Raw genomic sequence first — 18255 nt, forward strand, 5'->3', positions numbered from 1 at the left:
AATTACGCGTAATTGTCAGCGCCGCATACATGCGGCGCAAGGCCGCGCATCGCCCTTGCGGCCCGGAATTACCCTGAGAGCCGGGGCCTCAGGCGCGTGCGGTGGAGGCCGACTTGGCGCGGCCGAACCAGAACCACATCGCAATGCCGGCCACGATCATCGGCAGGCTGAGCCACTGGCCCTGGCTCAGGCTCAGGGCGCGCAGGCCTAGGAAGTCATCGGGCTCGCGGAAGTACTCGGCAAAGAAGCGCAGCGCGCCGTAGCCGATCAGGAACACCGCGGCCACCTGCCCTTGCTTGCGCTCCTTGCGCGCGTAGAGCCACATGATCGCGAACAGCAGCAGCCCTTCGAGCAGGAACTGGTAGATCTGCGACGGATGGCGCGGCAGCATGGAGCCGCTCTGCGGAAATACCATGCCCCAAGGCAGGTCGGGGCTGCTGAAGCGGCCCCAGAGTTCGCCGTTGATGAAGTTGCCCACGCGCCCCGCGGCCAGGCCGGTCGGCACGCAGGGTGCGACGAAGTCCATCACTTGCCAGAACGGCCGCGCACGCGAACGCGCGAACCACACCATCGCGCCGATCACGCCCAGCATGCCGCCATGGAAGCTCATGCCGCCCTGCCACACGTAGAGGATCTCCAGCGGGTGCGCAAGATAGAACTCGGGCTTGTAGAAGAGGCAGTAGCCCAGCCGCCCGCCGACGATGACGCCCATCACGCCGAGGAAAAGAATGTCCTCGATGTCCTTGCGCTGCCAGGCGCCCGCGCCGGCCAGCGAGCGGAACGGTTCGTGCCGCAGCCGGCGGGTGCCGAGAAAGTAGAACAGCGCGAAGGCAGCAAGGTAGGTCAGGCCGTACCAGTGGATGGCGACGGGCCCCAACTGCAGTGCGATGGGATTGATCTGGGGATACATGAGCATCCGCGGATTGTGCCCCGAGCATTTGGCTCGCCCCCAGGCTTCGCGCACTTCGTGTCGCTTCTCCTACCCCCTACCGGGGGCAACACCTGCGGCCCGGCGAAGCCGGTTCCGCGGTGTTTCACGAATGGGACCGATGTCAGCGTCCGAATTTCCACCACACCAGCCCGGCCACCACGGCTGGCACCGCGAAGACGAGCAGGAAGATCGGCAGCTCCTCGGCCACCGAGTAGCCTGCCTTGAGCACGCCCACCGCCATGTTGATGCCGGCGCCGATGAACCAGGCCGGAATGAACCATTTGGCGGCGGCGGCCAGCGCCGCCGACGAGCCGTCGCCGACGAAGCGGCTGGCCAGCAAAAACACCACCAGCAGCAAGAAGCCGCCGCCCACCACCATGATCGTGTGCATATGCGTTGTCCTCCGGGCGCGATCTTGCCGGATCAGCGGGTGGTGTAGCCGCCGTTGGCAAAGATCGTCTGGCCCGTCATCCACCAGCCCTCGGTGACCAGGAAGCGAACGATGGGCGCGATGTCCTCGATGTCGGTCAGGCCCTTCTTCGAGAACTTGCTCAGCGCCGCGGCGCTGCTGTGGTACGCCACGGCCTCCTTGCTCTCCTGGCCGTAGAAGAACGGCGTGTCCATCGGGCCCGGGCCGATGGCATTGACCGAGATGCCGCGCTCGCCGAACTCCTTGGAAGCGGCGCGCGTGAAATGCTCCACGGCCGCCTTGGAACCGGGGTAGATCGCATAGAACGGCGTGTAGGCCGCCAGCAGCGAGCTCACCAGCGACACGATGCTGCCGCCGTCGGCCAGCGTGCGGCCGGCCTGCTGGATGAAGAAGAAGGCGGCCTTGGCGTTGGCGTCGAAGCTCCGGTCGTAGTCGGCCTCGGTCACGTCGAGGATCGGCTTCTTGATGACCACGCCCGCGGTATTGACGGCGATGTCGACCTGGCCGAAGTGCTTGACGGCCTGGTCGAACAGCTGGATGTTGTTGTCCACCACCGAGAGGTCGCCCTGCACCAGCAGCGTGTCGGCGCCCTTGGCCTGGAGCGCGGCGGCGGTTTTTTCGGCGTCGCCCCGCGAGGCGTCGCTGTTGTAGTGGATGGCAATGCCGCGGGCACCGCCGTCGACCAGTTGGTGGGCGATGAGCGCGCCCAGGTTCTTGCCGCCGCCGGCGATGACGGCGACCTTGTTTGCGAGAGTGCGTGCGGACATGAAATACCTCCTGAAGAAGAGCGTGGATATGTGACGGGAAGCCCCAGTCTATTGACCGCATGCATTCAGATAAAGCAGCCTCTTGACGCTAGACTGTTCAGCATTCAACGAACAATCTGATGGGGATTCATGGACCGCATAGAACTCCTCAAGGTCTTTCTTCGCGTGGCCGAAAGCGGCAGCTTCACCCGGGCGGCCGACCGGCTGGCGCTGCCGCGCGCCGCCGTCTCCACCGCGGTGCAGCAGCTCGAAGCACGGCTGGGCTCGCGCCTGCTGCACCGAACCACGCGGCGCGTCGGCCTCACCCCCGACGGCGAAGCACTGGTCGAACGCGCCCGCGCGCTCGTGGCCGACATGGAGGACATCGAGCAGCAGTTCCTGCCGGCGCACAGCAACGTGAGCGGACGGCTCAAGGTCGATGTGCCCAGCCGTATCGCGCGACTGCTCATCGCGCCGGCCCTGCCGGATTTCTTCGCGCGCTTTCCGGCCATCGAACTGGAGCTGGGTTCGAGCGACCGCGCGGTGGACCTGGTGCTCGAAGGCGTCGACTGCGCCTTGCGCGTCGGGCCGCTGGCCAGCAGCAGCCTGGTGGCGCGGCCGCTCGGACATTTCACGCTGATCAACTGCGCAAGCCCCGCCTACCTGGCGCGTCACGGCACGCCGCAAACGACGGCCGATCTGCCCGAGCACATCGCGGTCAACTACGCCTCGCCGACCAGCGGCCGTGCGGCGCCCTGGGAATGGCAGCGCGACGGCGAGACCGCGACGCTGCGCATGCGCAGCCAGGTGGCCGCGAACAATGCCGAGACCTACATCGCCTGCGCGCTGGCCGGGCTGGGGCTGATCCAGATTCCGGCCTACGACGTGCGCGCGCACCTTGCAGCGGGCGAGCTGGTCGAGGTGATGCCCGAGGCGCGGGCCGAGCCGCTGCCGGTGCAGCTGGTGTACCCGCACCGACGCAACCTGTCGCGGCGGGTGCAGGCCTTTGCGGGTTGGCTCGAAACGCTGCTGGCGGATTCGCTCGACAAGCCCTCGGGCGCTCGCTCCCGCAAGACGCGCCAATTCACCGCGCTCTAACCGCGCTCGCGCACGAAGGCCACGAACCGTGCCAGCGCCGGGTTGTTCGCGCCCTCGGGCCAGACCAGGCTGGTCTCGCACACCGGAAGCGCCGGTGCGGTGCGCCGCCGGGCGGCCGGCGCGAATTCGGCGGCGCGCCGGTACACCACGCCCGCGCGCCGGAACTGCGTGACGCTCTCGGGCACCCAGGCCACGCCGATGCCGCCCGAAACCAGGTTGACGATGGTCTGCATCTGGATGGCCTCCTGCGAGAGCAGCGGCACCCGGCCCGCCGCGTGATACAGCTCGAAGATCGCGTCGTGCAGCGACGGCACGATGCGTCGCGGAAAGATCACCAGCGGCTCGGCCAGCACGTCGGACAGAAGCAGCTTCTGCGCGCGGGCCAGCGGATGCCGGTCCGGCAGCGCAAGCACCAGCGGCTCTTCGGACACAACCAGCCGCGTGAGCCCCGGCGGCGCCGCACCCGGCGAATGCAGCATCAGCCCCGCATCGATCTCGCCACGCGCGAAGGCTTCGAGCTGCACATCGCCGGTGGCCTCGACCAGCTCGAGCGCCACCTCGGGGCACAGCACGCGGAACTCGCGCACCCAGGCCGGCAGTTGCTCGAAGCCGACGGTCGAGACGAAGGCGATGCGCACCCGACCCACCTGCCCCGCCGCCGCCGCGCGCGCCCGTGCCGGCAGCGCCTGCGCGCGGGCCAGCAGCTCGCGCACGTCGGGCAGCAGCGCCTCGCCGGCCGGGGTGAGCGCCACGCGCCTTCGGGTGCGGTCGAACAGGACCACGCCCAGCGTCTTCTCCAGCTGGGCGATGGCCTGCGTCACCGGCGGCTGCGTCATGTGCAGGCGCAGTGCGGCGCGGCCGAAGTGCAGTTCCTCGGCCACGGCGACGAACTGGCGCCAGGCGCGCAGGTCGATCAAGACTTCATTCATATGCCGAGCATATCAATCCATGCACAAAATTGGATTGGAACGAATCAATCAGAAGTCCGATACTTGGCACCCCCGACCTCCCCACGATAGAAGAGACACCATGGACACCAAGCCGATCCAGATCAACCGCCGCAGCGCCAACATCGTCGAAGGCAAGAGCCGCGCGCCCAACCGCTCGATGTTCTATGCCATGGGCTACGAAGTGAGCGACTTCAAGAAGCCGATGGTCGGCGTCGCCAACGGCCACAGCACCATCACGCCCTGCAACTCGGGCCTGCAGAAGCTGGCCGATGCCGCCATCGCAGGCATCGAGGAAGCCGGCGGCAACGCGCAGGTGTTCGGCACCCCCACCATCTCCGACGGCATGGCGATGGGCACCGAAGGCATGAAGTACTCGCTGGTGAGCCGCGAGGTCATCTCCGACTGCATAGAGACCTGCGTGGGCGGCCAGTGGATGGACGGCGTGCTGGTGGTCGGCGGCTGCGACAAGAACATGCCCGGCGGCCTGATGGGCATGCTGCGCGCCAACGTGCCGGCCATCTACGTCTACGGCGGCACCATCCTGCCGGGCCGCTACAAGGGGCAGGACCTCAACATCGTGAGCGTGTTCGAAGCCGTAGGCCAGAACGCCGCCGGCAACATGAGCGACGAGGACCTGCACGAGATCGAGAAGCGCGCCATTCCCGGCACCGGCTCCTGCGGCGGCATGTACACGGCCAACACCATGTCCAGCGCGTTCGAGGCGCTGGGCATCTCGCTGCCCTACTCGTCGACCATGGCGAACCCGCACGACGAGAAAGCCAACTCGGCCAAGGAATCGGCCAAGGTGCTGATCGAGGCAATCAAGAAAGACCTGAAGCCGCGCGACATCGTGACCAAGAAGGCCATCGAGAACGCCGTGGCCGTCATCATGGCCACCGGCGGCTCGACCAACGCGGTGCTGCACTTCCTGGCCATTGCGCACGCGGCCGAGGTGGAATGGACCATCGACGACTTCGAGCGCATGCGCAAGAAGGTGCCGGTGCTGTGCGACCTGAAGCCCTCGGGCAAGTACCTGGCGGTCGACCTGCACCAGGCCGGCGGCATTCCGCAAGTGATGAAGGTGCTGCTGAACGCGGGCCTGCTGCACGGCGACTGCATCACCATCAGCGGCCAGACCGTCGCCGAAGTGCTCAAAGACGTGCCCAACGTGCCGCGCGCCGACCAGGACGTGATCCGCCCGATCGACAAGCCGATGTACGACGAAGGTCACCTGGCCATCCTCAAGGGCAACCTGTCGCCCGAAGGCGCGGTCGCCAAGATCACGGGCCTTAAGAACCCCGTCATCACCGGCCCGGCCCGCGTGTTCGACGACGAGCAATCGGCGCTCAAGGCCATCCTGGACGGCAAGATCGTGGCCGGCGATGTGATGGTGCTGCGCTACCTGGGTCCCAAGGGCGGACCGGGCATGCCCGAAATGCTGGCACCGACCGGCGCGCTGATCGGCGCGGGCCTGGGCGAAAGCGTGGGCCTGATCACCGACGGCCGCTTCTCGGGCGGCACCTGGGGCATGGTGGTGGGCCACGTCGCGCCCGAAGCGGCGGCCGGCGGCACCATCGCCTTCGTGAACGAAGGCGACTCGATCACCATCGACGCGCATGAACTCAAGCTCGAACTGAACGTGCCCGAAGCCGAATTGGCCAAGCGCCGCGAAGGCTGGAAGGCCCCGGCCCCGCGCTACACGCGCGGCGTGCAGGCCAAGTTCGCGTTCAACGCCTCGAGCGCGAGCTCGGGCGCGGTGCTCGACAAGTTCTGATCGCTCACATCATCATCCAGGCACCGTAGCCGAAGGCGATGAAGCCCAGGCCCACGATGCCGAAGATGCTGCGGAACTCGAAGTCCATCGCAGGCTTGAAGCTCTGCACGACGAAGTGAAGCAAGGCACCGGCGCCGACGGTCATGAACCCGGCGCCGATTCCTTTTCCGAAGCTTTCGTCGGGGTAGAGAAAGCACACGGCAAAGCCGGCGAGGAACACCACGTTGGCCAGCACCGTGCCGCGCGTGCGCCATCGTTTCTGCGCGGGCGTGGCCTCGGGCTGCTTCTTAAGTGCATCGGATGGAGGGCGCCCCTCCTTGATCGCCATGCCGATGAAGAACAGGCCGAACATTGCCGGAAACCCGCCGAAGACGCCGAGCCCCCAGACGATGCCCCACATGTTCTGGAAATCGGCCACCAGCGCCTTTGCCGGATCGGACGCGCTGTAGCGCACATCGACCGCATCGCCCGGCTCCTTGTCGGAGAGCCCGCCGCCCAGCCCCTTCACGTGGCGCGCCTGCCCGTCGGAGGCGGTGTACGCGACCACCGGGGCACGCGTGGTCGTCCAGCGGCCATTGCTGTCCTTGCTTTGCGATTCCAGGAATTCGACGAGGCTGCCCTGCACGAGGACTGTGCCGGCAATGGATTGGTAGCGCTGCCAGCCGATCGTGGCCGCGCCGTAGAGGCCGGCGCAGCCGATCAGCAACGCGCCGACGCCTGCACCCCAGAAGAGCTTCTTGCGCCAGCCGACGAGTGCGCCGACGGCCGGTCCGACCAGCAGCGAAAGCCCGAAGACGAGCATCGCGTGGGTGGCGGCTTCGTCGTCCATGGCGCGCCTCCTTTGTTTGCGAGGAGCGGGCCGTTCGAAGTCCGGAGGCTGAAGGCGGGCCGGAAACTCAGCGCCGCGGGCGCTGGCCGTTGCTGGTCGGCAGGCCCATGTTGGCTTTCTGGCGGTCGATGCGCGCCTGCTTGCGCCTGTCTTCGCGCTCGACCACCTTGCGCTTGGTGTAGCCCGACGAGTCGGCCCAGGCCCACCACGCCACGGCGAGTGCGAACGGCGACAGCACGATCCACCAGCTCCAGCCGGCGACCATGCCGACTTCGAAGTACTTGAGACCCAGGCCCAACAGGCCCAACAGCAGAAACAACATCGCGAATCCCTCCGGGTTTTGCAGCCAACGCATCCGGACGCCGGTGCACGGCGCTACCTACAATCGCGTTGCATCGAATGTAACCCAGCCCTTACGAAATACTTCCACATGAAAAGAGTTCTGTTCGCCGCAGCCCTGGGCCTTGGCCTGGCGGCGCCCGCCTTTGCCGACCTGGCCCTTGCCACGTCGAAGAACTGCATGAGCTGCCACGCGGTCGACCGCAAGGTGCTGGGGCCCTCGTTCAAGGACATCGCCACGAAGTACAAGGACGACAAGACCGCGACGGACAAGCTCGCGGTCAAGATCATGAAGGGGGGATCGGGCGTCTGGGGCCCGGTGCCGATGCCGGCGAACAACCAGGTCAGCGAAGCCGACGCGAAGAAGCTCGCGGCATGGGTGATGGCCACGCCGCGCTGAGCGCGGCCGGCGTGCTGCGCGTTACACCAGCGGGTGGGTGTCGGGCGGCAAGACTGCGGCGGGCCGGCGCTCGATGCGGTCTTCGAGCTGGCCGATGTGGGCGGCAAGCGTGTTGTCGGTCTGCTCGGAGCGCAGGCGCACCGCTGTTTCGAGCTGGTCCATGCGCGCAAGAAGCGCCTGGTGGCGGTCTGCGTTGTGGCCCATGTGCTTGTTCTCCTGCGCCTCGAGAAAATTGCGCAGCTCCGTGAAGCGCGAAGCCTCGGCCTTGTCGGCGAGGTCGCGCTGCACCTGCATTTCCTTGGTGTGGCGCTTGGTGTCCAGCAGCACCGAGCTGTGCAGGTACAGCACGTAGACCAGGAAGAAGGCGGCCAGCACGACCGTGAGGCCCAGCATGATCAGGCCCAGCGGGCCTGACACGGTCATGAAGCCCAGCCAGATATCGGTGGGGGCCGACAGCGTCCCCCAGTTCAAAGCGGCCAGCACTGCGATGAGCAGCACGATGACGAACAGGAAAGCGGATCTCACGCCCATGGGGGGCCTCCTCTGAAAAGATCGAACACAACGGCAATGCCGCGCATCTGTGCGCTCGGCAACCGGTGGGTTTTACCTCAGCCGGAGGGCCGTCCGGCCCAGCCGGACGGAGAGACGGCCACGTCCTACAGCCGTTCTGACAACTGTTCGAGGATTGCCGGATTTTGCCGGCACATCACATCGCTGCGCGATATGAGTGCCGTCTTCACCGGCGGCGCGCTACGCGCTGACCGGCCTTCGGCCGGATCCTTGATCAGTTTGTCTGCGACAACTGCTCCAGGATCGCCGGGTTCTCCAGCGTCGAGGTGTCCTGCGTGATCGCCTCGCCCTTGGCAATGCTGCGCAGCAGGCGCCGCATGATCTTGCCGCTGCGCGTCTTGGGCAGGTTGTCGCCGAAGCGGATGTCCTTGGGCTTGGCGATGGGGCCGATCTCCTTGGCCACCCAGGCGCGCAGTTCGTTGGCGATCTGCTTGGCTTCCTCGCCGGTCGGGCGGGCACGCTTGAGCACGACGAAGGCGCACACGGCCTCCCCCGTCACGTCGTCGGGGCGGCCCACCACGGCGGCTTCGGCCACCAGGTCGGTCTTGGAGACCAGCGCCGATTCGATTTCCATCGTGCCCAGGCGGTGGCCGGATACGTTCAGCACATCGTCGATGCGGCCGGTGATCCGGAAGTAGCCGCGGTCGGTGCTGCGCACCGCGCCATCGCCGGCCAGGTAGATCGTGCCGCCCATTTCCTCGGGGAAATAGCTCTTCTTGAAGCGCTCGGGGTCGTTCCAGATGGTGCGGATCATCGAGGGCCAGGGCCGCTTGATGACCAGCATGCCGCCCGCGCCGTTGGGCAGGTCCTTGCCGGTCTCGTCGACGATCGCGGCCATGATCCCCGGCAGCGGCAAGGTGCACGAGCCCGGCACCAGCGGCGTGGCGCCCGGCAGCGGCGTGATGACGTGGCCGCCGGTTTCGGTCTGCCAGAAGGTATCGACGATCGGACATTTCTCGTGGCCGATATTGCGGTGGTACCACATCCACGCCTCGGGATTGATCGGCTCTCCGACCGAACCGAGGATGCGCAGGCTCGACAGATCCCAGTTCTTCGGATGCACTTTCTCGTCGCCCTCGGCCGCCTTGATCAGCGAGCGGATGGCTGTGGGCGCCGTGTAGAACACGCTGACCTTGTGCTTCTCGATCATTTGCCAGAAGCGCCCCGCATGCGGGAAGGTCGGGATGCCCTCGAACACCACCTGCGTCGCGCCTGCCGCGAGCGGGCCGTAAGCGACGTAGGTGTGGCCGGTGATCCAGCCGATGTCGGCCGTGCACCAGAACACGTCTTCGGGACGGATGTCGAAGGTCCAGTCCATCGTGAGCTTGGCCCACAGCAGGTAGCCGCCGGTGGCGTGCTGCACGCCCTTGGGCTTGCCGGTGGAACCCGAGGTGTAGAGGATGAACAGCGGGTGCTCGGCGTTCACCGGCACGGGCGGGCACTCGGTGCTCTGGCCCTTGAGCGCTTCATCGAAGGTCTTGTCGCGGCCTTCGACGCGGGCCCATGCGGTGGGCGTGCGCTCGTAGACGAACACGGTCTTGATCGACTCGCAGCCGCCCAGCGCGATGCCGTCGTCCACGATGGCCTTGAGCGGCAGTTCCTTGCCGCCGCGCAGCTGGTAGTTGGCGGTGATGACCGCCACCGCGCCCGCGTCGATGATCCGTTCCTGCAGCGCCTTGGCCGAGAAGCCCCCGAACACCACGCTGTGGGTGGCGCCGATGCGCGCGCACGCCTGCATCGCGATCACGCCCTCGACCGTCATCGGCATGTAGATGATGACGCGGTCGCCCTTGCTGATGCCTGCGGCCTTGAGCGCGTTGGCGAACTGGCTCACGCGGGCGAGCAGTTGCTTGTAAGTGACGTGGGTGACGGTGCCGTCGTCGGCTTCGAAGACGATGGCGGTCTTGTTCTCGACCGGGGTGCCGATGTGTTTGTCGAGGCAGTTGGCGCTGGCGTTGAGTTCACCGTCGCCGAACCATTCGTAGAACGGGGCCTTCGATTCGTCCAGGGTCCTGGTGAAGGGCTTGGTCCATTGCAGATTGCCCTGGGCCAGGCGGGTCCAGAACCCTTCGAAGTCCTGCTCGGCTTCCTTGCACAGCGCGTCATAGGCGGCCATGCTTGAAATTCGGGCGCCTTCGGTGGCGCGGGCGTCGGGCGGGAACACGCGGTTCTCGACCAGTACGGATTCGATGTTTTTAGATGCGCTGCTCATTCGCTTTGTCTCCTGGATGGATGCGGCGTAATGTCGGCCGCCGCACTTACGGTTCACTGACGGGTCATTGCCGCGTCCGATGTTAGTTCGCAGGGTTATCACCGAGGCGTCACGGGCAGGCACCTAAAATCGCCGGTCCTCCACGACCACCCTCCCGATGTCCGCTCCCGACCCCCTCGATCCCCTGAACCCGCCCGCCCGCCGGATTTCGCCCATGGGCCCGCTGCCCAGGCTGATCTTTGCGAGCCGCTGGCTGCAACTGCCGCTGTACCTGGGCCTGATCGTGGCGCAGGCGGTGTACGTGGTGCACTTCCTGGTCGAGTTGCTGCACCTGGTCGAAGCCGCATTCGGCAGCAAGGAGGCACTGCAGCTGCTGATCACCAGCATCGGCTACAAGACCACCGCGCCTATCGGCGCGCTCAACGAGACGGTGATCATGCTGGTGGTGCTGGCGCTGATCGACGTGGTGATGATCTCCAACCTGCTGATCATGGTGATCGTGGGCGGCTACGAAACCTTCGTGAGCCGCATGAACCTGGAGGGCCACCGCGACCAGCCCGAATGGCTGAGCCATGTGAACGCATCGGTGCTCAAGGTCAAGCTGGCCACCGCCATCATCGGCATCAGCTCGATCCACCTGCTCAAGACCTTCATCAACGCGGACAACTACACCGACCGTGTGCTGATCGCGCAGACGGTGATCCACATCGCCTTCCTGTTCTCGGCCATGGCGATCGCCTACACCGACAAGCTGATGACCGCGAACGGCTCGCAGGGCAACGCGCCTCACTGACAGACAGAGAGACAGAGCAAGGGCCCGCGCGCTACACCACAGCGCGCGGCGCGTCCCAGGCCGGCACTTCGGTGAAGCGCTCGGCCAGAAAATCGAGCATCGTGCGCAGCGTGGCCGGCATGTGCTTGCGTGAGGCATACACCGCGTACATGCCGACGACCTGCGGCTCGCAATCTTCGAAGAGCGGCACCAGTTCGCCGGTGTGCAGCATCGGCGCCGCCAGGTAGGTCGGCAGCATCGTGATGCCCGCCCCCGCCCGCGCGAGGCACATGAGGCTCGCGGCATCGTTGGTCGACACGTTGCCGCCCACCGCCACGGACACCGGCTCCCCGCTGTCCTTGCGCGTGAAGTTCCACAGGCTGCGCCCGAAATAGGAATGCGTGAGGCAATTGCGCTGGGCCAGTTCTTCCACGCGCAGCGGCCTGCCGTGCTCCTCCAGGTAGGCCGGCGCGGCGCACACCACCGATCGGCACACCGTGAGCCGGCGCGCGATGAGGTTCGGGTCGAGTTCCAGCGCCACACGGATCGCCAGGTCGATGCGCTCGTCCACCAGGTTCACCGCGCGGTCCAGCAGCACCAGGTCGACCGCCACCGCCGGATAGCGCCGCACATAGTCGGCCACCGCATCGGCCAGTTGCGCCTGCGCAAACGAGGTGCTGGTGGTGATGCGCAACTGCCCGCTCGGCGCATCGGCCGGGTGCCGCATCGCGGCCTGCATGTCGCCCGTGAGTTCGAGCACCTGGCGGCAACGCGGCAGCAGTTCGGCGCCGGCCGCGGTGAGGCTCAGGCGGCGCGTCGTGCGGTGCAGGAGGCGCGCGCCGGTCCATTGCTCCAGCTCGGCCACGTAGCGCGTGACCACCGGGCGGGACATGTCCAGCTTGTCGGCCGCGGCCGAGAGGCTGCCCGAATCCACCACGCTCACGAACACCCGCATTGCATTCAATCGATCCATTCGAACGATTTTAGAAATAAACAAAGGCGTTATTCGAGGTATTTCTTTCGAAAGCAGCAACCTAAGATTCGACGCATCCCATCCACTTTGGTCTTGCCACAGGAGTTCCTCATGAGCCACATCGCCATCATCGGCGCCACCGGACGCGCCGGCGGCCGCCTTCTCGAAGAAGCGCTGCGCCGCGGCCACACCGTCACCGCCATCGCCCGCAAGGCCAGCGACAAGCTGTCGGGCCGCGCCAATGTGAAGGCCGTCGACCTCGATGTGCTGGACGCTCCCGCACTCGAAAAAGCCCTGGCCGGCCACGACGCCGTGTTCAGCGCCGCACACTTCGCCACCGTGCCGCCCGCGGCCGTCATCGGCCCAGTCAAGAGTGCGGGCGTCAAGCGCCTGCTGGTGGTAGGCGGCGCGGGCAGCTTGTTTGCAGCGCCCGGCCTGAAAGTGATCGACACGCCGAATTTCCCCGACGCCTATCGCGCCGAAGCCACGGCCGGCGGCGTGTTCCTGGATGCGCTGCGCGGCGAGAAGGAACTCGACTGGACCGTCCTGTCGCCCTCCGCCGAGTTCGTTGAAGGCGAGCGCACCGGCAAGTTCCGCCTGGGCAAGGACGACCTGCTGGTGAGCGCCGAAGGCCGCAGCTGGATCAGCTTCGAGGACTACGCGATCGCGTTCATCGACGAGCTCGAAAAGCCGGCGCATTCGCGCCAGCGCTACACGATCGGATACTGATCGGCCGGCAATAAAAAAGGACCCGCCGGGTCCTTTTTTCATAGGCAGGTCCGATTCAGCGGCCCGTCATGTTTTCGGGGATCACCCACTGGTCGAACTGCTCGGCCGTCAGGTGCCCCGAGGCGATCGCCGCTTCGCGCAGGCTCGTGCCTTCCTTGTGCGCCTTCTTGGCGATGTAGGCCGACTTGTCGTAGCCGATGTGCGTGTTCAGCGCCGTCACCAGCATCAGCGAGCGCTGCACCAGCTCGGTGATGCGTTCGCGGTTCGGCTCGATGCCCACGGCGCAGTGGTCGTTGAAGCTCACCATGCCGTCGGCCAGCAGGCGCACGCTCTGCAGGAAGTTGTGCGCCACCATCGGGCGGAACACGTTCAGCTCGAAGTTGCCCGAGGCGCCGCCGATGTTGATGGCCACGTCGTTGCCGAACACCTGCGCGGCCAGCATCGTCACCGCTTCGCTCTGGGTCGGGTTGACCTTGCCCGGCATGATCGACGAGCCCGGCTCGTTCTCGGGAATGCTCAGCTCGCCGATGCCGCTGCGCGGTCCGCTCGCGAGCCAGCGCACGTCGTTGGCGATCTTGTTCATGCTGGCGGCGAGCGTCTTGAGCGCGCCGTGGGCGTGCACCAGCGCATCGACGCTGGCCATGGCTTCGAACTTGTTCGGTGCGGTGATGAACGGCAGGCCCGTGAGCTTCGCCAGTTCGGCGGCGACCTGTTCCGCATAGCCCTTCGGCGCATTCAGCCCGGTGCCCACGGCCGTGCCGCCCAGCGCCAGTTCGCTCAGGTGCGGCAGCGCGGCGCGCACATGCGCCTCGCCGTGCGCCAGCTGCGCGACGTAGCCCGAGAACTCCTGGCCCAGCGTGAGGGGCGTGGCGTCCTGCAGGTGGGTGCGGCCGATCTTCACGATGTCGGCGAAGTCCTTCGATTTCTGTTCCAGCGTGCCGCGAAGCTTGGCAATGGCGGGCAGCAGCTTGTGGGTGATGGCCTCGACGGCCGCCACGTGCATGGCCGTCGGGAACACGTCGTTGCTCGACTGGCTGCGGTTCACGTCGTCGTTCGGGTGCACCAGGCGCCCTTCCCCGCGCTCGCCGCCGAGGATCTCGCTCGCGCGGTTGGCCAGCACCTCGTTGACGTTCATGTTGGTCTGGGTGCCCGAACCGGTCTGCCACACCACCAGCGGGAATTCGCCCGGGTGCTTGCCGGCGATGACTTCGTCGGCCGCAGCCACGATGGCTTGGGTTTTTTTCTCGTCCTGCAGGCCCAGCGCGTGGTTGACCACGGCCGATGCACGCTTGACCTGGGCCAGCGCCTTGATGATCTCGCGCGGCTGCTGCTCGCCGGAGATGTCGAAGTTCTGCAGCGAGCGCTGCGTTTGCGCGCCCCACAGCTTGTCGGCGGGCACGTCGATGGGGCCGAAGGTGTCGCGCTCCGAACGGGTCTTGGGGGAAGTGGTCATGGAAAAAAGCTCCGCAGTCTTGAGTGGTTGTGCCCGGTCACCGGGCGCGGCCCCGAGTATCCCCCGATAAGAATGGCTCGCATCTGGCAGGTCTTTAAGCCCTCGGCCTACCCTCGCGCCGGGCCATGGGTTTGACTCGGTTCATGCCAAAAAGTTATAATCGATGGCTTCAGACGACCAACAAGTCATGTTGGTTTCCCTGCACTACTCGCGGATCTCCGAATCCCGTCGCGGTGCAAGGCTCTCCCCGCCGGGCCCTGCCCGGCAAACCGGCCGGATGTTTTCCGGCCCCACTGCCACGCCACCCTTTCGGCGGGCACTGGTTTCGTCGCCACGTCGTCTTCAGTGCCTGTCGGCAGCCCCTTGAGGCTCGCCGGGCCATTGCATGCGCGTCTTTCGCACGCGCTCTGTGTTCGGTCGGCCTCCTGGGCTGATGGCGTGACCGTTGCCGTCCGCAAGGGCGGCACTGTGTTCAACCTTCACACAAGGAGCCCCGGCGTATGGCCAAAGGAATTCTCATCGACCATGTTTTCAAGGTGTTCGGCGATTCGCCCGATCAAGCCCTCGAACTCGTCCGCCAAGGTTTTTCGAAGAAGGAAATCCTCGCGAAGACGGGGCAATCGATCGGCGTGTTCGATGCCACCTTCGAGATCCAGGCCGGCGAGATCTTCGTGATCATGGGCCTCTCGGGCTCGGGCAAGTCGACGCTGGTGCGCCTCTTGAACCGGCTGATCGAGCCGACCGCCGGGCGCATCGTGATCGACGGCGCAGACATCAACGACCACTCCGACGCCAAGTTGCGCGCGCTGCGCCGCAAGGACATCAGCATGGTGTTCCAGTCGTTCGCGCTGATGCCGCACATGACGGTGCGCGAGAACACCGCCTTCGGCCTCGAGCTTTCGGGCACCAGCAAGAAGGAGCGCCTGGCACAAGCGGACCTGGCGCTCGCCCAGGTGGGCCTTGCGGGCTGGGGCGACAGCTACCCCGACGAGCTTTCCGGCGGCATGCAGCAGCGCGTGGGCCTGGCGCGCGCGCTGGCCTCAGATCCGTCGATCCTCTTGATGGACGAGGCCTTCTCGGCGCTCGATCCGATCATCCGTACCGAGATGCAGTCGGAACTCTTGCGCCTGCAGCAGGAGCAGCGCCGCACCATCGTCTTCATTTCGCACGACCTGGACGAGGCCATGCGCATCGGCGACCGCATCGCGATCATGAAAGACGGCCAAGTGATCCAGGTCGGCACGCCCGACGAGATCTTGCGCAGCCCCGCCGACGACTACGTGCGCAGCTTCGTGCGCGGCGTGGACGCGGCCGCCGTGTTCAAGGCGGCGGACATCGCGCGCAAGTCGCTCACCGTGGTGTGCGAGCACCCCGAGCGCGGTGCGCGCGCGGCGCTCAAGGTGCTGGAAGACCAGGACCGCGACTATGCCTACGTGACCAGCCCCACCAAGCGCTACCTGGGCACCGTGTCGGCCGACACGCTGCGCGCGGCGCTCGACGGGCACTCGGGGCCGCTCGGCCTGCGCCATGCCTTCCTCAACGACCTGGGCGTGGTCGAGGCCGATGCGCCCGTGGCCGACCTGATCGGCCAGGTGGGCTCGGCACCGTGCGCGATGCCAGTGGTGGCAAGTGACGGCCGCTTCTGCGGCGCGATCAGCAAGACCACGCTTTTGAAGTTCCTGGATCGCGACACGCCGCCGATCGACCCGGCGCACCAGCCGCAGCAACCCCTGCCTGCCGCCGCCCCCGTGGCCACCGTGGCCGTCGCCTGAACGTCTCCGAGAAGAACCATCTGATGAACGACACCGTACTTCCCTCCGAATTCACGCCTTTGAACAACGCAGCCACCGATGCCGCCACCGCCGCGGCACCGCAGCCGACCGCTTCGGTCGACCCGTGGGAGGCCCTGTCGGCCGCGCCAGATACCGCAGCCACCAGCGCCTGGCTCGACGCGCCCGTCGACGCGGCCCATCCGTTGGCCGGCTCGGCCGACGCCGCCAGCGGCTTCCAGCTGCACCGCCTGTGGGACGGCTCGCTGCCCGTCGAATCGTGGATCAACCAGGGCCTGGGCTGGGTGGTCGAGCATTTCCGCCCCTTCTTCCAGACGGTGCGCCTGCCCATCGACAGCACGCTGAACTGGGTGCAGAGCCTGCTCACCGGCCTGCCGACGCTCGCGATGATCGCGCTCATCGGCCTCTTCGCCTGGCAGTTCGCCGGCCGCGCGCTGGCCATCGGCACCACGGTGGCGCTGCTGCTGGTGGCCATGCTGGGCATCTGGCCCGAGGCCATGGTGACGCTGTCGCTGGTGCTGACCTCGCTGGTGTTCTGCATGATCCTCGGCCTGCCGCTGGGCGTGCTGCTGGCCAGCAGCGACAGGGCCCAGCGGATCATGCGGCCCGTGCTCGATGCGATGCAGACCACGCCCGCATTCGTGTACCTGGTGCCGGTGGTGATGCTCTTCGGCATCGGCAACGTGCCGGGCGTGATCGTGACCATCATCTTCGCGCTGGCCCCGCTGGTGCGCCTGACCAACCTGGGCCTGCGCCAGGTGCGGCCCGACCTGATCGAGGCCGCGCGCGCCTACGGCGCCTCGCCCTGGCAGATGCTGGTGAAGGTGCAGTTGCCCCTGGCCATGCCGTCGATCATGGCGGGCATCAACCAGGCGCTGATGCTGTCGCTGTCGATGGTGGTCATCGCTTCGATGATCGCGGTGGGCGGCCTCGGCCAGATGGTGCTGCGCGGCATCGGGCGGCTCGACATGGGCCTGGCGACCGTCGGCGGCCTCGGCATCGTGCTGCTGGCGATTTCGCTCGACCGGCTGACGCAGGCGATGGGCAAGTCGCGCCGCAGCGCCGGGCGGCGCTGGTGGCACACCGGGCCGGCCGGCCTCGCGCTGCGCGTGCTGCAGCGACTGGTGGGCACGCCTTCGCGTGAAGCGGACGGGCGCGTGCCTGCCCTCTCCACACAAGCGCAATGACACGTCACGGAGGAAAACAACGCATGAAGAAAACCAGTCTCATCGCCCGCGGCCTTTTGGCCCTCGGCTTCGTCGCCCTCGGCATGGGCGCCCACCTGGCCCACGCCGCCAACGATCTGCCCGGCAAGGGCGTCACCGTGCAGCCGCTCAAGAGCTCGCTCGCCGAAGAGGCGTTCCAGACGCTGCTGGTGATGCGCGGGCTCGAAAAGCTCGGCTACACCGTCGAACCCATGAAGGACCTCGAGCCCGCCACCGAGCACCTGGCCATTGCCAATGGCGATGCCACCTTCATGGCCAACCACTGGAGCCTGCTGCACGCCGACTTCTACAAGAACAGCGGCGGCGACGCCAAGCTCTCGCGCACCGGCGTGTATTCGGACGGCGCCGTGCAGGGCTACCTCATCGACCGCAAGACGGCCGAGCAGTACAACATCACCAACCTCGCGCAGCTGAAGGACCCGGCCATCGCCAGGCTGTTCGACGCGGACGGCGACGGCAAGGCCGACCTCACGGGCTGCAACCCCGGCTGGGGCTGCGAGCTGGCCATCGAGAACCACCTGAGCGCCTACCAGCTGCGCGACAACGTCACCCACAAGCAAGGCAGCTACGCCGCGCTGATGGCCGACACCATCGCGCGCTTCAAGCAGAACAAGCCGGTGCTGTACTACACCTGGACGCCGTACTGGGTCAGCGCCGTGCTGCGCCCGGGCGCGGACGTGGTGTGGCTGCAGGTGCCTTTCTCTTCGTCGCAAGAGGGGAAAGCCGACACGCAACTGCCGAACGGCAAGAACTACGGCTTCCAGGCCAACCAGGAGCAGATCGTCGCCAACAAGGCCTTCGTCGAAAAGAACCCGGCCGCAGGCAAGCTGTTCGAGGTGATGAAGCTGCCGATCGGCGACATCAACGCCCAGAACCTGCGCATGAGCCAGGGCGCCAACACGCAGCAGGACGTGGAGCGGCATGCGGACGGCTGGATCCGGGTGCACCAGGCACTGTTCGACGGCTGGATCGCTCAGGCGCGGGCTGCCGCGAGGTAGAACGGCGGCGCCGGGCGGCGGCTGAGATAATCCGG

General features: G+C 66.7%; 18 protein-coding genes. 8 read left to right on the top strand and 10 right to left on the bottom strand.

Annotated elements, in window-relative coordinates; all coding sequences use genetic code 11:
* Positions 1-88: 88 nt before the first annotated feature.
* The 3 genes from lgt to ABIC90_RS09915 form a co-directional block, all read right to left on the bottom strand.
* Positions 89-916 (bottom strand): prolipoprotein diacylglyceryl transferase, encoded by an 828-nt coding sequence (lgt, locus tag ABIC90_RS09905; RefSeq protein WP_354353920.1) that lies wholly within the window; start codon positions 914-916, stop codon positions 89-91.
* A gap of 136 nt (positions 917-1052) precedes the next feature.
* Positions 1053-1322, bottom strand: a complete 270-nt coding sequence (locus ABIC90_RS09910) for a hypothetical protein (RefSeq protein WP_354353921.1) — start codon at positions 1320-1322, stop codon at positions 1053-1055.
* Between the two features lie 32 nt (positions 1323-1354).
* Positions 1355-2128: an SDR family oxidoreductase gene (locus ABIC90_RS09915; RefSeq protein ID WP_354353922.1), complete on the bottom strand. Its 774-nt coding sequence runs from the start codon at positions 2126-2128 to the stop codon at positions 1355-1357.
* A 129-nt stretch (positions 2129-2257) separates the two neighbouring features.
* On the opposite strand from ABIC90_RS09915, the gene ABIC90_RS09920 reads away from it, so the two are divergent.
* A complete protein-coding gene (locus tag ABIC90_RS09920; RefSeq protein ID WP_354353923.1) occupies positions 2258-3205 on the top strand; it encodes a LysR family transcriptional regulator in 948 nt (315 codons plus the stop codon).
* Here ABIC90_RS09920 and ABIC90_RS09925 read toward each other — a convergent pair.
* Positions 3202-4134, bottom strand: a complete 933-nt coding sequence (locus ABIC90_RS09925) for a LysR family transcriptional regulator (RefSeq protein ID WP_354353924.1) — start codon at positions 4132-4134, stop codon at positions 3202-3204. The two genes, ABIC90_RS09920 and ABIC90_RS09925, sit on opposite strands and share 4 nt — an antisense overlap.
* A 100-nt stretch (positions 4135-4234) precedes the next feature.
* On the opposite strand from ABIC90_RS09925, the gene ilvD reads away from it, so the two are divergent.
* Positions 4235-5929, top strand: a complete 1695-nt coding sequence (ilvD, locus tag ABIC90_RS09930) for a dihydroxy-acid dehydratase (RefSeq protein WP_354353925.1) — start codon at positions 4235-4237, stop codon at positions 5927-5929.
* 4 nt (positions 5930-5933) lie between these two features.
* On the opposite strand, the gene ABIC90_RS09935 is transcribed toward ilvD, so the two are convergent.
* Both ABIC90_RS09935 and ABIC90_RS09940 read right to left on the bottom strand, forming a co-directional pair.
* Positions 5934-6758, bottom strand: a complete 825-nt coding sequence (locus ABIC90_RS09935; RefSeq protein ID WP_354353926.1) for a DUF3592 domain-containing protein — start codon at positions 6756-6758, stop codon at positions 5934-5936.
* 67 nt (positions 6759-6825) lie between these two features.
* A complete protein-coding gene (locus tag ABIC90_RS09940; RefSeq protein WP_354353927.1) occupies positions 6826-7080 on the bottom strand; it encodes a TIGR04438 family Trp-rich protein in 255 nt (84 codons plus the stop codon).
* A 108-nt stretch (positions 7081-7188) separates the two neighbouring features.
* Between ABIC90_RS09940 and ABIC90_RS09945 the strand changes: the two genes are divergently transcribed.
* On the top strand, positions 7189-7497 hold the full coding sequence (locus ABIC90_RS09945; protein ID WP_354353928.1) for a c-type cytochrome: 309 nt from the start codon (positions 7189-7191) through the stop codon (positions 7495-7497).
* Between the two features lie 21 nt (positions 7498-7518).
* On the opposite strand, the gene ABIC90_RS09950 is transcribed toward ABIC90_RS09945, so the two are convergent.
* Both ABIC90_RS09950 and acs read right to left on the bottom strand, forming a co-directional pair.
* Positions 7519-8028, bottom strand: a complete 510-nt coding sequence (locus tag ABIC90_RS09950) for a LapA family protein (RefSeq protein WP_354353929.1) — start codon at positions 8026-8028, stop codon at positions 7519-7521.
* A gap of 253 nt (positions 8029-8281) precedes the next feature.
* Positions 8282-10279, bottom strand: a complete 1998-nt coding sequence (gene acs / locus ABIC90_RS09955; RefSeq protein WP_354353930.1) for an acetate--CoA ligase — start codon at positions 10277-10279, stop codon at positions 8282-8284.
* A gap of 157 nt (positions 10280-10436) precedes the next feature.
* On the opposite strand from acs, the gene ABIC90_RS09960 reads away from it, so the two are divergent.
* Complete coding sequence (locus tag ABIC90_RS09960; RefSeq protein ID WP_354353931.1) at positions 10437-11072, top strand: YqhA family protein; 636 nt, start codon at positions 10437-10439, stop codon at positions 11070-11072.
* 31 nt (positions 11073-11103) lie between these two features.
* Here ABIC90_RS09960 and ABIC90_RS09965 read toward each other — a convergent pair whose 3' ends face one another.
* Positions 11104-12024, bottom strand: coding sequence for a LysR family transcriptional regulator (locus ABIC90_RS09965; protein WP_354353932.1), 921 nt, complete (start codon positions 12022-12024; stop codon positions 11104-11106).
* Positions 12025-12135: 111 nt separating this feature from the next.
* On the opposite strand from ABIC90_RS09965, the gene ABIC90_RS09970 reads away from it, so the two are divergent.
* Complete coding sequence (locus ABIC90_RS09970) at positions 12136-12753, top strand: NAD(P)-dependent oxidoreductase (protein WP_354353933.1); 618 nt, start codon at positions 12136-12138, stop codon at positions 12751-12753.
* Positions 12754-12808: 55 nt separating this feature from the next.
* Here ABIC90_RS09970 and fumC read toward each other — a convergent pair whose 3' ends face one another.
* Positions 12809-14206 (bottom strand): class II fumarate hydratase, encoded by a 1398-nt coding sequence (fumC, locus tag ABIC90_RS09975; RefSeq protein ID WP_354353934.1) that lies wholly within the window; start codon positions 14204-14206, stop codon positions 12809-12811.
* 500 nt (positions 14207-14706) lie between these two features.
* Between fumC and proV the strand changes: the two genes are divergently transcribed.
* From proV to proX, 3 genes are read left to right on the top strand one after another with little or no spacing between them, the layout of a single operon-like run.
* Positions 14707-15978, top strand: coding sequence for a glycine betaine/L-proline ABC transporter ATP-binding protein ProV (gene proV / locus ABIC90_RS09980; protein WP_354353935.1), 1272 nt, complete (start codon positions 14707-14709; stop codon positions 15976-15978).
* Between the two features lie 23 nt (positions 15979-16001).
* Complete coding sequence (proW, locus tag ABIC90_RS09985; RefSeq protein ID WP_354353936.1) at positions 16002-17183, top strand: glycine betaine/L-proline ABC transporter permease ProW; 1182 nt, start codon at positions 16002-16004, stop codon at positions 17181-17183.
* 23 nt (positions 17184-17206) lie between these two features.
* The gene (gene proX, locus ABIC90_RS09990; RefSeq protein ID WP_354353937.1) at positions 17207-18220 is read left to right on the top strand and encodes a glycine betaine/L-proline ABC transporter substrate-binding protein ProX; all 1014 of its coding nucleotides are present in this window, start codon (positions 17207-17209) and stop codon (positions 18218-18220) included.
* Positions 18221-18255: the final 35 nt, after the last annotated feature.

The sequence above is a fragment of the Variovorax boronicumulans genome, from assembly GCF_040544675.1.
GTDB lineage: Bacteria > Pseudomonadota > Gammaproteobacteria > Burkholderiales > Burkholderiaceae_C > Variovorax > Variovorax boronicumulans_D.